Source organism: Pilosibacter sp. NGB245, from assembly GCF_057397225.1.
In genome coordinates, this window is record NZ_CM171584.1 from 1,623,848 (window position 1) to 1,637,775 (window position 13,928).

The following is a 13,928-nucleotide window of genomic DNA, read 5'->3' on the forward strand; positions in this document are numbered from 1 at the left end:
ATATGAAACAGTTACCAGTTAAGATAGATCTTTTCGCTGACCGGAAGGCAGAAGAACGGTCATGCGGGGAGAAAAAGTGAGGAATATTGGAATGGAAGAGAAGAATTATACAGAAGTACTGATCAATGGAAACGTCTATACACTGGGCGGAGCGGAAGACCCGGAATATCTGCAGAAAGTGGCTGCCTATATCAATGAAAAAGTTGCCGTATTAAAGGCGCAGCCGGGTTTTACAAGACAGAACAAAGATTACCAGGAAGTCATGATCTACTTAAATCTTGCGGATGATTATTTTAAGACGCTTCAGGAAGCGATGATGCTGCGCGCCCAGAAGGATGAGATGGAGAAAGAGATCTACAGCCTGAAACATGAGCTGATCAGCCTTCAGATGAAGCAGGAGGCTGCCCAGAAAGAGGACTAGCCGGGGAAAATACGGGTTGTCCCCGGGAATGTGACTGTAAATATATGCGGATCTGCAGCTGCTGGATCCAGCCAGCTGCAGATCCTGATGTAAAGAAGGAGACAAGATGAAGAACAGAACGGTTGAGATCCTCGCACCGGCCGGCTCCTACGAGAGTATGGTGGCAGCGGTGAACGCGGGAGCGGACGCAGTCTACATCGGCGGAAGCCGGTTTGGCGCGCGCGCTTATGCGAACAACCTGGATGAGGAGACGATGGTAAAGGCGATCGATTTTATGCACATTCACGGATGCAGGATCTATATGACAGTCAATACTCTCGTCAAAGAAAAAGAAATGTGGGATCTGTATTCCTATCTGAAACCATATTACGAGGCGGGGCTGGACGCTGTCCTGGTCCAGGATATGGGCGCACTCACCTATATCCGGAAACACTTTCCGGATCTGCCGGTGCATATCAGTACTCAGATGACCGTGACGGGAAAGTACAGCGCGAGGGACTTAAAGTCGTTAGGCGCTGTCCGCGTGGTCCCGGCGAGAGAGCTTTCACTGAAGGAGATCCGCGAGATTTATGATGATACAGGGCTTGAGGTGGAGACGTTCGTCCACGGGGCGCTCTGCTACTGCTATTCCGGCCAGTGCCTGTTTTCAAGTCTGATCGGCGGGCGCAGCGGAAACAGAGGGCGTTGTGCCCAGACCTGCCGTCTGCCTTTTGACGCGGAGCAGAATGGAAAATATGTCAATAAAAAGAACGAGAAGTATCTTTTAAGCTTAAAGGACCTCTGCACCCTGGATCTGATCCCGGATATCCTGGAAGCAGGAGTCTGTTCCTTAAAGATCGAGGGACGGATGAAGAGCCCGCGCTATACGGCCGGTGTCGTGAGCATTTACCGGAAATATGTGGACCTCTATTTAAAAGAGGGCCGCGCTGGGTACCATGTAGACCAGGCGGACCGTGACGCCCTGCTCGCCCTTTTTGACCGCGGCGGGCAGTCACAGGGCTATTACAGAGCCCACAATGGCCGGGATATGGTAGTCCTGAAAGAAAAACCGGAATACCGCGACGTGAACCAGGAGCTTTTCGACTATCTGGACCGCACCTATGTAAATACGGAGAAGAAGATCCCGGTGACGGGAAATGCGTATATCGCAGTTGGAAACGCGGGATATTTTTCTGTGTCAGATGAGGCCGGAAATACGGCCTGGGAGGAATCTCAGCCTGCTGAGGAGGCAAAGAATGCCCCGATGGACGCGGAGCGCATCCGGAAACAGCTCTCAAAGACGGGAGATTCCATGTTCACCTTCACAGATCTCTCCGTGGAGTGCGAGGGAAATGTGTTCATGCCGGTACAGGCGTTAAATAAGATGCGTCGGGATGTCCTGGAAAAACTTAAGGAAGAGATCCTTTCCGGATATCGGAGAAACAGCTCAGTTCCTCCGACAAAGGAAGAGGAGACGCTTCCTGTAAGGAAACCGTCGGAAAAGATCCCGGAATTTACTGCGCTTGTCCAGACAAAGGCACAGTTCGAGACAGTTCTCGGGAAGTTCAAGATGTACCGGAAATTATCCGCGGGAGAATACGGGATCTATCTGGCGTCGGAGAGCTTTGATGCCCAGGAGTGGAAAAAACTTGCGGACCGCTGCCATGAGGCCGGAGTGAGATGTTATCTGATGATGCCGAGAATCTTCCGGAAAGAGGCGGAGCAGTATTTTAGAAAGCAGATGGATCTTTTAAAGAACGCCGGTTTTGACGCTCTCGGGATCGGATCAATGGAAGAACCGGGATTCCTTAAGGAAGCTGGGATCGGGCTGCCGCTCTTTTTTGACCAGGGAATGTATTCCTGGAACCACCTGGCCGGGGAGGCGATGGAGCAGTACGGGGCAGACCGTCTGACCGTTCCTGTGGAGTTGAATGAGCGGGAGATCCGGGATTCCGGGATCCACGGAGAGATGATCGTATACGGCTATCTGCCGATGATGATCTCCGCACAGTGTATCAGGAAGACGACGCTCGGATGTTCCGGAAAACCGGAGATCATGTGGCTGAAGGACCGCAAAGAGATGCGTTTCCCGGTGGTGAATCAGTGCCGTTTTTGTTATAACACGATCTACAACTCGGCTCCGCTTTCTCTTCTTGGACTTTCGGCTTCGGTGGAAGGACTCGGACCGAAGGCGCTCCGCCTGAACTTTACGGTAGAGGAACCGGCGGCTGCGGGCGAGATCCTGGACGCGTTTTTCGAGGAGTACGCTCTGGGAGAAAAGGCAGCAGAACCGTCTGTTTTGAAAAATCAGTTTACGCGCGGACATTTTAAGCGCGGAGTAGAGTAGGTGATAATTTTTGACGAATCTGATCATACAAATATCGAGATACCTGATGATCCTTCTCATTGCCCTGGATACCTATTACAATTTCCGTTTCTTTTCCGTGCGGGATGAGGAGGGAAAAGACCGCGTCTGCGGGCGTCAGCTCGTGTGCCTGTTTATGCTTCACTTTCTGGCGAATGTCCTGATCTGGCTGAATACGGGATCTGTGACGATGCTGGCCTTTTATGGGGTGCAGGTGCTGTTTTTCCTGCTGTATATCTATCTGACCCGCCTGTTTTACCGGAACAGCTCCAAGCTTCTCGTCAACAATATGTGCACGCTCCTGGCAACGGGATTTATTATCCTGACAAGACTGAATCCCGACCGGGCGATGCGTCAGTTTGCGATCGTTGCGGTGGCAACAGTCGTGACATGGATCATCCCGTTCATCATCGACCGGGTGTGGCAGCTTGTCACGTTTCCGTGGGTCTACGGGATCCTGGGGCTTGTGCTTCTCGCCGTGGTGTGCGTGATCGGAAATACTTCCTACGGAGCCCAGCTCTCCCTGACGTTCGGGGGATTTACGGTGCAGCCATCCGAGTTTGTAAAGATCAGCTTTGTATTCTTTGTGGCTGCCATGTTCTACCAGTCGACAGACCGGGACACGATCATTAAGACGACCGTTGTTGCGGCGGTCCATGTTCTGGTCCTGGTGCTCTCGAAGGACCTGGGAAGTGCGCTGATCTTTTTCGTGGCCTATATGACGATGCTCTTTGTCGCGACATCCAGTTATCTGTGGTTCGGTGCAGGCATCGCAGGCGGATCCGTTGCAGCGGTCGCGGCTTACTACCTTTTCCCGCATGTGAGAAGACGTGTGGAGGCCTGGGCGGATCCGTGGTCTGATATCGCGAACAAGGGCTACCAGGTTGCCCAGGCGCTGTTCGCGATCGGAACAGGCGGCTGGTTCGGAATGGGATTATACCGCGGAATGCCGGAGAAGATCCCGGTGGTGGACAAGGATTTTGTCTTTGCAGCGATCTCCGAGGAGATGGGAGCGCTCTATGCGCTCTGTGTTCTGTTTTTGTGCCTTGGCTGCTATATGCAGTTCATGATGATCGCGATGAAGATGCAGGCGATGTTCTACAAACTGATTGCATTCGGGCTTGGAAGCGTCTATATCACACAGGTGTTCCTGACGATCGGCGGTGTGACAAAGTTTATCCCGTCGACGGGTGTGACGTTGCCGCTTGTGAGCTACGGCGGAAGTTCCATCGTCTCCACATTTATCATATTCCAGGTCATTCAGGGACTCTACGTCTTAAAACGCGGAGAAGAAGAGGAGGAGGAACATTCAAGTGAAGAAGAGTAAACCGAATCCGAAAGCAAACCGGAATATCCTCTGGTTTGTGTATGCAGCAGTATTTTTATTTCTGGCGATGGGGATCTATCTGGGATACTTTCTCGTTGTGAAGAGCGATACGGTGATCGACAATCCTTACAATGCCAGAGCGACGATCTTCGAGGACCGGGTCACCCGCGGAAAGATCCTTGCCGATGACGGGACCGTGCTTGCGAGGACCGTGACAGCGACCGGTTCTGACGGGACAGAGACCCGTGAGTACCCATACGGCAGTCTGTTTGCCCATGTGGTGGGGTATTCGACGGTGGGAAAGACCGGAATCGAGTCGCTGGCAAACTTTGACCTCCTGCGGTCCCATACAAACCTGATCGAGCAGACGGCGGATGAAATCATGGGGAGAAAGAGCGTCGGTGACAATGTGGTGACAACCTTAAATGTGAATCTGCAGCAGATCGCCTCGGACGCACTCGGAAAGAACCGGGGAGCGGTCATTGCCATCGAGCCGGATACCGGAAAGATCCTCTGCATGGTGTCAAAACCGTCGTTCGATCCGAACACGGTGGCGGCAAACTGGCAGGACCTTGTAAACGGGGACAGCACGGAGGCAAAAATGTTGAACCGTGCGACCCAGGGACTTTACCCGCCGGGCTCCACCTTCAAGATCGTCACGGCCCTGGAGTATATGAGAGAGCACCCGGGCGCATACAATGACTATCACTTTGACTGCAGCGGGATCTTTTCATTTGAGAATAATAAGATCCAGTGCTACCACAAGACGGCTCATGGGTCCCAGGACTTTACGCAGGCGTTTGCAAACTCCTGCAACGGAGCGTTCGCGAACCTCGGCACAGAGCTTGATCTGACAAGCTACCGGAATCTTGCGGAGCAGCTGCTGTTTAACCGGAGTCTGCCGCTCGACATTCCGTACAGCAGGAGCACCTTCAAGATGCAGCCGGGCGCAGAGACATGGGAAGTCCTGCAGACAAGTATCGGACAGGGAGAGACACTGATGTCCCCGATGCATAACCTCCTGATCACTGCAGCGATCGCGAACGGCGGGATTCTGATGAAACCGTATCTGATGGATCATGTGGAGAATTCCGGCGGCGATGTGATCCGGAAGTTTTCCCCGTCAGTGGCGGGAGAACTGATGGTGCCGAACGAGGCGGACGCCTTAAAGAATCTGATGGTACAGGTTGTCAACGTCGGAACAGGATCCGCCTTGAAGCGGGATTCCTACCAGGTGGCAGGAAAGACAGGATCTGCGGAAGTCGACAAGGCAAAAGAGACCCACGCCTGGTTTGTAGGCTTTGCTCCGGCGGATGATCCGAAGATCGCAGTCTGCGTGATCGTCGAGGAAGGCGGTTCCGGCGGACACACTGCGGCTCCGATCGCGGCGAAATTGTTTGACGCGTGGCTGCAGTAAAGGAAAGAAATGTTACAGTACACGGGCACTCCATGCCCGCGCACTATAACAGGATTTTGCCGATGCTCCGCATTCCGAATCGGCAAAATCCGCGACCCCAACGGTATCATACGGAATTTTCAGTTCAGAAAATTCCTACCCGTGAAGAGTAACAAAGAAATCTGTATAGGATAAAAGAAAAATGATATTCCCTTTTATCTGCAGCGGTGTTAAAATGATAACGAAAAAGTAAAATAACCGTATCTCAGAACGGCAATATTCGGGGAGGGTTCATCATGAGAATTTTAGTAACCGGCGGCGCAGGATATATCGGAAGCCATACATGTCTGGCACTTTTAGAGCAGGGGCATGAGGTCGTAGTTTTTGATAATCTCTACAATGCGTCGGAAGAGTCATTGAAAAGAGTAAAACAGCTCACAGGAAAGGATATCACATTCTACAAGGCGGATATGCTGGACCGTGATGCGATGGAAAAGATCTTTGACGCGGAGAAGATCGACGCAGTGATCCATTTCGCTGGATTAAAGGCAGTCGGCGAGTCCGTGGCAAAACCGTGGGAATATTACCACAACAATATCACCGGTACGCTGATTCTTCTCGACGTGATGAGAAAGCATGGCGTGAAGAAGATCATCTTCAGCTCCTCCGCTACCGTATACGGAGACCCGGCGTTCGTCCCGATCACCGAGGAGTGCCCGAAGGGACAGTGCACAAACCCGTATGGACAGACGAAGAGCATGCTGGAGCAGATTCTTACCGATATGCAGAAGGCAGATCCGGAGTGGAATGTGATCCTGCTCCGCTACTTCAACCCGGTTGGAGCTCATGAGAGCGGCCTGATCGGCGAGGATCCGGAGGGAATCCCGAACAACCTGACACCGTACATCACTCAGGTTGCGATCGGAAAGTTAAAAGAGGTCGGTGTATTCGGAAACGACTACGATACTCCGGACGGAACGGGCGTCCGCGATTATATCCATGTGATGGATCTTGCGGAAGGTCATGTAAAGGCGTTAAAGAAATTTGAGGACAAGCCGGCGGTATATATCTATAATCTCGGAACCGGTCACGGATACAGTGTTCTCGATGTGATCCACGCATTCTCAAAGGCGGTCGGAAAAGAGATCCCGTATGTGATCAAGCCGCGCCGCGCGGGAGATATCGCGACCTGCTATTCCGATGCGACAAAGGCGAAAGTGGAGCTCGGCTGGGAAGCAAAGAGAACACTCGATGATATGTGCCGTGATGCATGGAACTGGCAGTCCAAAAACCCGAACGGATATCGTTCATAAAAGAAAACAACAGGCGACCTGAAAATGGTCACGGATGTGAAAACTCCGGCGGAATGTCGATATTCCTGCCGGAGTTTTCTTTTTAACAGGAAATACCGATGGAACTTCCTGTTAAAAAAGGGCACTGCCTCCCTAAGATGAGTACTCGCGCGAAGAGGAAGGTTGTCGCAGGCGACCGCGCGAGACGCCCGAATGTACCTTGGCACATGCCTCCTGGTGTCAGGGTCAGAGAAAACGTGGTTGCAAACACGGATAAAAAGAAGTATACTAAACACAGTTAAAAACACACCTGCGGAATCTGCTTTTAGCGGAGTCCCTTGAATGCCTGTCAGGAGGAAATTGCGATGATAGAAGCAACGAGCTGTGGCGGTGTGGTTATATTTCGGGGCAAGATCCTGGTCCTCTATAAGAACTACAGAAATAAGTATGAAGGATGGGTTTTGCCGAAAGGAACTGTGGAAGCAGGAGAAGAGTTTAAAGAAACGGCTCTCAGAGAGGTGAAAGAGGAGACCGGGGTTCAGGCCCAGATCATCAAGTACATCGGAAAGAGCCAGTATTCATTTAACACGCCGCAGGATACCGTCGACAAGGAAGTCCATTGGTATCTGATGATGGCGGACAGTTATTACAGTAAACCACAGCGCGAAGAGTACTTCGTAGACTCCGGATATTATAAATATTATGAGGCGTACCACCTTCTGAAATTCTCAAATGAGAAGCAGATCCTGGAGAAAGCCTACCACGAATATCTGGATCTGAAAAGATGTAATCTCTGGGGCAGCAAGAAATATTTCTGATCCCGGGATCACAACTGTGTCATGCAGAATTTTCGGTCAGGAAGATTCCTGACCGTGAAAAGCAACCGGCAAAACCTCTGGAAACAGAGGTTTTTGCTGTATATGAAGACCGGAAAGCAGCAAGTGCGGCAAAACAGTACAGGGAAAGACATAAGGAGTGAGAATATGAAAATTATTGATGTACATCTTCACTTTGTGCCGGAGAATCCTTATTTTCAGGAGATCGCGGTGCGGGCGGAACATAAAAATACAGAAGAAGATTTAAGGGCAGTCTATCAGAAATACGGGATCGTCGGCGGTGTCGTTATGGGAAACCGCGGCGTTGATCCGGCGGCACATTCCTACCCGGATTTTCTGAAATACTGTGTCGGACTCGACCGGGATTTTCTGGTGAGTCAGGATAAAAAGAAGAGTCTGGACCAGGTGGAGGCAAACTTAAAGCGGGAGGACTGCGTCGGGATCAAGCTGTATCCCGGCTACAATAAAGCGTATGTGACGGATGAAGTGTATGAGCCGGTCTATGAGCTTGCAAAGGCATATAATAAGCCGGTTGCGATCCACATGGGGCAGACGGCCGGTTCCCGCGCTTACTTAAAGTACAGCCACCCGCTGACCCTGGATGAGGCAGCAGTCCGCCATCCGGATGTGACGTTCGTGATGTGCCATTTCGGAAATCCGTGGCTCATGGATGCGGCGGCTGTCGTGGAGAAAAATGAGAATGTGATGACGGATCTCTCCGGACTTCTGGAGGGAAAGATCGATTTTCCAAAGCTTTTAGAGCAGCAGAGAGGATATTTTGACACGCTGAAGACCTGGATCTCCTATTGCAGCCAGTATGAGAAGTTCATGTTTGGAACTGACTGGCCGTTAGCTAATTACGGAGATTACATCGGGGTCGTAAAATGGCTGATCCCGGAGAAAGAGTGGGAGAAAGTCTTTTACGAGAATGCAAAGAGGATCTACGGATTTTAAGAATTGCTCCGGAGACCGGCCGGTCTGAAACTCAAATCTTTGTAGTAGGATCCGAGGCAGTTTTCTTCTGTGAAATTTGGATCCCTTCCCTGTAAAACAGCAGGAACCAGTTGATCTCCGCCCCCACAAACAGAATGCAGATGGAGGCATAGAGCCACAGCATAAAAAGGATCACGGCGGTCAGACTTCCGTAGGTGACAGCGTATGAGCCGAAATACCGGAAGTAGACAGAGAATGCCAGGGAAGTGAGTGCCCAGCCTGCGGCGGAGAACATTGCACCGGGGATCTGTCCGGGGATTGAAAGCCTGCGGTGCGGAAGCGCAGTGTAAAGCGCAATAAAAAAGATCGTCAGCATGAAAAACATGACAAGACCGCGGCACAGGGAGATCGTTCCCGAGAGGTACGCCAGGGCCGGGATCCATTTTAAGAGCATTCCCTGAAGGAAGCTTCCGAAGACGAGGAGCGCGAGACTTGCCACGCACATCAGGGAAAAACAGAGCGTGTAAACGCTGCAGAGTGCCCTGCGGAGAATATAATTCCGCGGGGACGTGACTCCGAATACCCGGTTTAAGCCCTTTTCGATCCCGAGCATCCCCTTTGATGCGGACCAGATGGCGGCTAGCGCAGTCACGGAGATCAGGGCTGCCGGGGAGTCGGAGCGCAGACTGTCCAGAAGGTAGATCAAGAGTCCGCGAAAGCGGTCCGGGATCGCCGGGAGCAGAAAGCGGAGAAGGTCCGCTTCGTGGATCATAGGAGCGACTTGGATCAGGGCCAGGAGGACCATGAAAAACGGGAATGCCGCCATTATGATGAAAAATGATGCCTGTGCGGCATATACGGACATTTCGTCCGCAGAATATTTCAAATAGACCTGTCGTCCGAAGAGAAGCAGGTGGATCATAAAAGTCTTTTCCTTTTCACGACAGCCCAGGGATCCCAGGGCTGTTGTCCTTTCATATATTCATAGAGTGGAAGGCAGAAATCCCATCGGCGGAGCCGATCCGGAATGGATTTTTGCCCGTAACGGTGAGGGTACTGAACAGTTACGACGATCTTTATAAAATATTAACATGAACAGAAAAAAATAACAAGTACAGGCAAAAATGAAGAGGTCCCGTGAAGAGTTCCAGGGAAAATCTGCTGTCGTAACTGCATTGTCCGGGAGTTTCAGCTCGGAAAATTCTGATCCGCGAAAAGTAATAATTCTGCCTGCATATGGTAAAAATGGGGGTTCCTGTCAGAAACTGGAAAAACAAAAGGAGTATTGTCGACAAAAACAGGGAAAAAACGGACACAAAACGGTTCTGAAATACGTTCTGATTACATACAAATATACGGTAAAAGCTGTATAGCGGAAAAAACAATCAAAAAGGAGAAAATACTATGACAGAAAAAGGAATGGAGAACAATAAAGTAACCGTAATCGGAACGATCGTTTCAGGATTCACATTCAGTCATGCAGTGTTCGGGGAAGGATTCTATCTGGTGGATCTTCTCGTAAATCGTTTGAGTGAGCAGGCGGACACGATCCCGCTTATGATATCAGAACGTCTGATCGATGTGACGAAAGATTACCGGGGCTGTACAATGGAAGCTTCCGGACAGTTCCGCTCCTACAACCGCCATGAGGGGACGAAAAACCGTCTGGTCCTGTCTGTGTTTGTCAGAGAAGTCCGTTTCATGGAGGAGTTCACGGATTATACGAAGACGAACCAGATCTTCCTGGACGGGTACATATGCAAGGAGCCGGTCTACCGGAAGACCCCGCTCGGAAGAGAGATCGCGGATCTTCTCGTGGCAGTGAACCGGCCGTACGGAAAATCTGACTATATCCCGTGCATCGCCTGGGGCAGGAACGCGAGATATGCATCCGGATTCGGCGTCGGAACAAGGATCCTGATCTGGGGGCGTGTCCAGAGCAGGGAGTACACAAAAAAAGTCAGTGAGACAGAGTGCGAGAAACGCGTGGCGTACGAGGTATCCGTGAGCAAACTGGAATGCGCGGAACACGCAGAAGTGTAGAAGATCCTGCTGCAGTGCACGGGTATGGAGTGTCCGTGTACTGCAGCATACTGCCGTCCGGATCCCGCCGGCATACAGGCAAATCTCTTGCAAACGGAAGTAAGGTGTGATAATATAGCATAGCAGAAGCCCTGAAAAGCTTCAGCGAATGGTATACACAAAGAGAGGGAATGATCATGGCAAGTGGCAGAGTCCGTGTGATCTGCGGAGCGGGTAACGGAAAGTCCGCATCGGCGCTTGGATACGCAATGATGGGAGTTTTCCGCGGAAAAAGGGTCATTATGGTACAGTTCCTGAAAGGAATGATCGGAGAGGAAGCGGCGGACGTTTTAAAACGTCTGGAGCCGGATCTGAAATTTTTCTGCTTCGAACATTCAAAGGAACGGTTTGAGGACCTTCCGGAGGAGCAGAAGCACGAGGAATTGATGAACCTGCGAAATGGCTTCAATTTCGCGAAAAAGGTAATGACAACGGGGGAGTGTGACGTTCTGATCCTGGATGAGATCCTTGGGATCGTGGACCAGGGGATCATCTCAGCCGAAGAATTCCGGAGTTTCCTTGAGGCAAGAGATGAGGAGACCGATCTGGTCATGACCGGACGTGTGTGTCCGGAGGGAATCGAGAAGTATGTGGATGAAATTTCTGTAGTTTCCACAGGAAAGAATTTACGGATTTCACAGGCAGAAAACATAGACATTGACAATCATCAGGAATGATGATACCATAAATGATAAGTAGAGGTCGCGCCTGACATGAGTAGACCGGCAGATAGAGGGAAATGGCTGTCGGAGAAAAGGGGAGGGCGCCGAAGAGACAGGAAAATAAGTCCCTAGGGTTCCCGTTTCTGGGCATGCGGTGAAGAATCGTATGACTGTCATCTTTAGAAAAAGATGGAGGGCTGCTTAATCTGGAAGATCCGGGAGCTGACATCTTATTTGATCTCAGCTCCTTTTCTTTTGACATGATATTTTACATAATAAAGAGGAGGACGCAGTATGGCTATTTTTGAAGGAGCCGGCGTAGCACTTGTAACGCCATTTAAGGAAAATGGATCAGTAAATTATGAGGTACTGGAAAGCCTGATCGAGGAACAGATCGCAGGCGGAACTGATTGTATCGTAGCGATGGGAACCACAGGCGAGTCCGCGACAACATCCGAGGAGGAGCACATCCAGGTGATCCGTTTCGTATGCGAAGTCGTAAACGGAAGGATTCCGGTCGTTGCCGGAACAGGATCCAATTGTACGCAGACAGCGGTTGAACTTTCCGTTGAGGCTGAGGAAGCTGGTGCGGACGGTGTCCTGTTAGTCTCCCCGTACTACAATAAAGCGACACAGAATGGCTTAAAGGCACATTTCACAAAGATCGCAAACTCCATCAAGATCCCGGCGATCCTCTATAACGTACCGAGCCGTACCGGCGTCAACATCGCTCCGGAGACCATCGTTGATCTCTGCAAGAATGTCGAGAATATCGTCGGAGTCAAGGAAGCGAGCGGAAACTTCTCCGCAGTTGCGAAGATCCTCCAGCTCTCCGGCGGATATGTGGATGTATATTCCGGAAATGATGACCAGGTTGTTCCGATGCTGGCACTTGGCGCAAAGGGCGTGATCTCCGTTCTCTCCAACGTTGCTCCGAAGCAGACCCACGATATGTGTGCAGAATTCTTCAAAGGCAATGTGGAAGCCAGCAGACGAATCCAGTTAAAGGCTCTTCCGCTGATCGAAGCTCTGTTCTCTGAGGTAAACCCGATCCCAGTAAAGGCAGCGTTAAACTTAATGGGTAAGAATGTCGGCGAGCCGAGACTTCCGCTTACAGTGATGGAGCCGCAGCACCAGGAAGTATTAAAGAAGGCAATGCAGGATTTCGGTATCCTGTAGGAAACGATAGGAAAAAAGCCGCGGCGGAGCTGCAGCATGGCGGCGCACTGCCGGTCGGTTTCAGATGAGGAGAAAACAATGATCAGAGCAATTATGAATGGATGCCACGGTGTGATGGGACATGTGATCACGGATATTATCTCAAAGGATGACGCGATCGAGATCGTCGCAGGCGTGGATATGAACACAGAAACTTACGCAGGATATCCGGTATTCAAATCTCTCGCTGAGTGCCCGGAGGCCGATGTCATCATCGACTTCTCCACAGCGAAAGCGGTTGACGGACTCCTGGATTACTGTGAGGAGAAGAAGGTTCCGGTCGTTTTATGTACCACAGGACTTTCTGAGGATCAGTTAAACCATGTAAAAGAGGCGAGCAAAGTGGACGCAGTCCTTCGCTCTGCAAATATGTCCATCGGGATCAATCTTCTCATGAAGACATTAAAAGAGGTTGCCCCGGTCCTTGCGGCAGCAGGATTTGATATCGAGATTCTGGAGAAGCACCACAACCGTAAGATCGACGCGCCGAGCGGAACAGCCATCGCTCTTGCAGACGCTATCAATGAGAGTCTTGACAATACCTACCACTATAAATATGACCGTTCCTCCGAGCGTGTCGCAAGAGATCCGAAGGAGATCGGGATCCAGGCTATGCGCGGCGGCACCATCGTCGGCGAGCATGATATCATGTTCGCAGGCCGCGATGAAGTCATCACCTTCACACACACCGCGTACTCCCGCGAGATCTTCGCAAAGGGCGCTGTGGAGGCTGCGAAATTCCTCGCAGGAAAACCGGCAGGACTTTATGATATGTCCGACGTGATCGGTTGATATCCATTTTTTTCCAAAATACTTCTCCTTTCTATGGCACATAATAGCCGTAGAAAGGAGATTGTTTTTTATGGGAAAAATCAGATGGATCAGAGTATGTGTGCTTCTTGTGATGACCGTGACCGTCATGACAGCATGTGGAAGAAAGAACGGAAATAATATGACCACGGCTCCGGATACGGGAAGCGCCGGAGCGGGAACGACCATGGAGAGCCGGACCGATGGAACGAACCAGAGTACGAACGCCCCGTCCCAGACGGCCGGCGAGAGCGGAGGAGTCCTGAGGGACATGGTAGATGATGTGGGAGACGGCATCAATAACCTGACGGACGATGTGACCGGCATGTCGGGGACCACCGCGGCGGGAGCGGAGAGCAGCGCGCGGGAGACAACCCGGGCAGACTAAGAGGGAACGCGAAACCGTTGCAGTACACGAGCGTCCCATGCCCGTGTGCTGCAACATGTTTCTGCCGATGCCCTGCATTCCGGACCGGCATGTCGGGAACCAATGCGACGGTATCATGCGGCATTTTCCGGCCGGAAAATTCCCGCCGTGTGCAGGAATGTGAAATACCGCAGTATGATCTTGCGGGCCATTTTTCAGTTGAGAAAATGCGGGAAAAAA

The 13,928-nt window shown here is 51.2% G+C and carries 13 protein-coding genes and 1 riboswitch; of the genes, 12 read left to right on the top strand and 1 reads right to left on the bottom strand.

All coding sequences use genetic code 11. The features are described 5' to 3' along the window. The first annotated feature begins 91 nt into the window (after positions 1-91). From ACXMYH_RS07335 to ACXMYH_RS07365, 7 genes are all read left to right on the top strand, one after another. Positions 92-421, top strand: a complete 330-nt coding sequence (locus ACXMYH_RS07335; protein ID WP_118296761.1) for a cell division protein ZapA — start codon at positions 92-94, stop codon at positions 419-421. Positions 422-527: 106 nt separating this feature from the next. Then, positions 528-2,747, top strand: coding sequence for a U32 family peptidase (locus ACXMYH_RS07340; protein WP_486555789.1), 2,220 nt, complete (start codon positions 528-530; stop codon positions 2,745-2,747). A 10-nt stretch (positions 2,748-2,757) separates the two neighbouring features. After that, on the top strand, positions 2,758-4,092 hold the full coding sequence (locus ACXMYH_RS07345; protein WP_486555790.1) for an FtsW/RodA/SpoVE family cell cycle protein: 1,335 nt from the start codon (positions 2,758-2,760) through the stop codon (positions 4,090-4,092). Continuing rightward, a complete protein-coding gene (locus ACXMYH_RS07350; protein ID WP_486555791.1) occupies positions 4,079-5,509 on the top strand; it encodes a peptidoglycan D,D-transpeptidase FtsI family protein in 1,431 nt (476 codons plus the stop codon). Before ACXMYH_RS07345 ends, ACXMYH_RS07350 begins: the two co-directional genes overlap by 14 nt. 275 nt (positions 5,510-5,784) lie before the next feature. Then, positions 5,785-6,801: a UDP-glucose 4-epimerase GalE gene (gene galE / locus ACXMYH_RS07355; RefSeq protein ID WP_118296755.1), complete on the top strand. Its 1,017-nt coding sequence runs from the start codon at positions 5,785-5,787 to the stop codon at positions 6,799-6,801. Between the two features lie 344 nt (positions 6,802-7,145). Next, the gene (locus ACXMYH_RS07360) at positions 7,146-7,598 is read left to right on the top strand and encodes an NUDIX hydrolase (RefSeq protein ID WP_118296753.1); all 453 of its coding nucleotides are present in this window, start codon (positions 7,146-7,148) and stop codon (positions 7,596-7,598) included. A gap of 165 nt (positions 7,599-7,763) precedes the next feature. Further along, positions 7,764-8,570, top strand: a complete 807-nt coding sequence (locus ACXMYH_RS07365; RefSeq protein ID WP_405582351.1) for an amidohydrolase family protein — start codon at positions 7,764-7,766, stop codon at positions 8,568-8,570. A 31-nt stretch (positions 8,571-8,601) separates the two neighbouring features. On the opposite strand, the gene ACXMYH_RS07370 is transcribed toward ACXMYH_RS07365, so the two are convergent. After that, a complete protein-coding gene (locus ACXMYH_RS07370; protein WP_118650288.1) occupies positions 8,602-9,471 on the bottom strand; it encodes a YihY/virulence factor BrkB family protein in 870 nt (289 codons plus the stop codon). A 482-nt stretch (positions 9,472-9,953) separates the two neighbouring features. On the opposite strand from ACXMYH_RS07370, the gene ACXMYH_RS07375 reads away from it, so the two are divergent. From ACXMYH_RS07375 to ACXMYH_RS07395, 5 genes are all read left to right on the top strand, one after another. After that, positions 9,954-10,592, top strand: coding sequence for a single-stranded DNA-binding protein (locus tag ACXMYH_RS07375; protein ID WP_118296745.1), 639 nt, complete (start codon positions 9,954-9,956; stop codon positions 10,590-10,592). A gap of 176 nt (positions 10,593-10,768) precedes the next feature. Beyond that, positions 10,769-11,308 (top strand): cob(I)yrinic acid a,c-diamide adenosyltransferase, encoded by a 540-nt coding sequence (locus ACXMYH_RS07380; protein ID WP_486555792.1) that lies wholly within the window; start codon positions 10,769-10,771, stop codon positions 11,306-11,308. An 11-nt stretch (positions 11,309-11,319) separates the two neighbouring features. Further along, positions 11,320-11,501: riboswitch (Lysine riboswitch) on the top strand. 86 nt (positions 11,502-11,587) lie between these two features. After that, positions 11,588-12,472: a 4-hydroxy-tetrahydrodipicolinate synthase gene (gene dapA, locus ACXMYH_RS07385; RefSeq protein WP_118320957.1), complete on the top strand. Its 885-nt coding sequence runs from the start codon at positions 11,588-11,590 to the stop codon at positions 12,470-12,472. A gap of 78 nt (positions 12,473-12,550) precedes the next feature. After that, on the top strand, positions 12,551-13,303 hold the full coding sequence (gene dapB / locus ACXMYH_RS07390) for a 4-hydroxy-tetrahydrodipicolinate reductase (RefSeq protein ID WP_118296741.1): 753 nt from the start codon (positions 12,551-12,553) through the stop codon (positions 13,301-13,303). Positions 13,304-13,373: 70 nt separating this feature from the next. Beyond that, positions 13,374-13,709 (top strand): hypothetical protein, encoded by a 336-nt coding sequence (locus ACXMYH_RS07395; protein ID WP_118320958.1) that lies wholly within the window; start codon positions 13,374-13,376, stop codon positions 13,707-13,709. Positions 13,710-13,928: the final 219 nt, after the last annotated feature.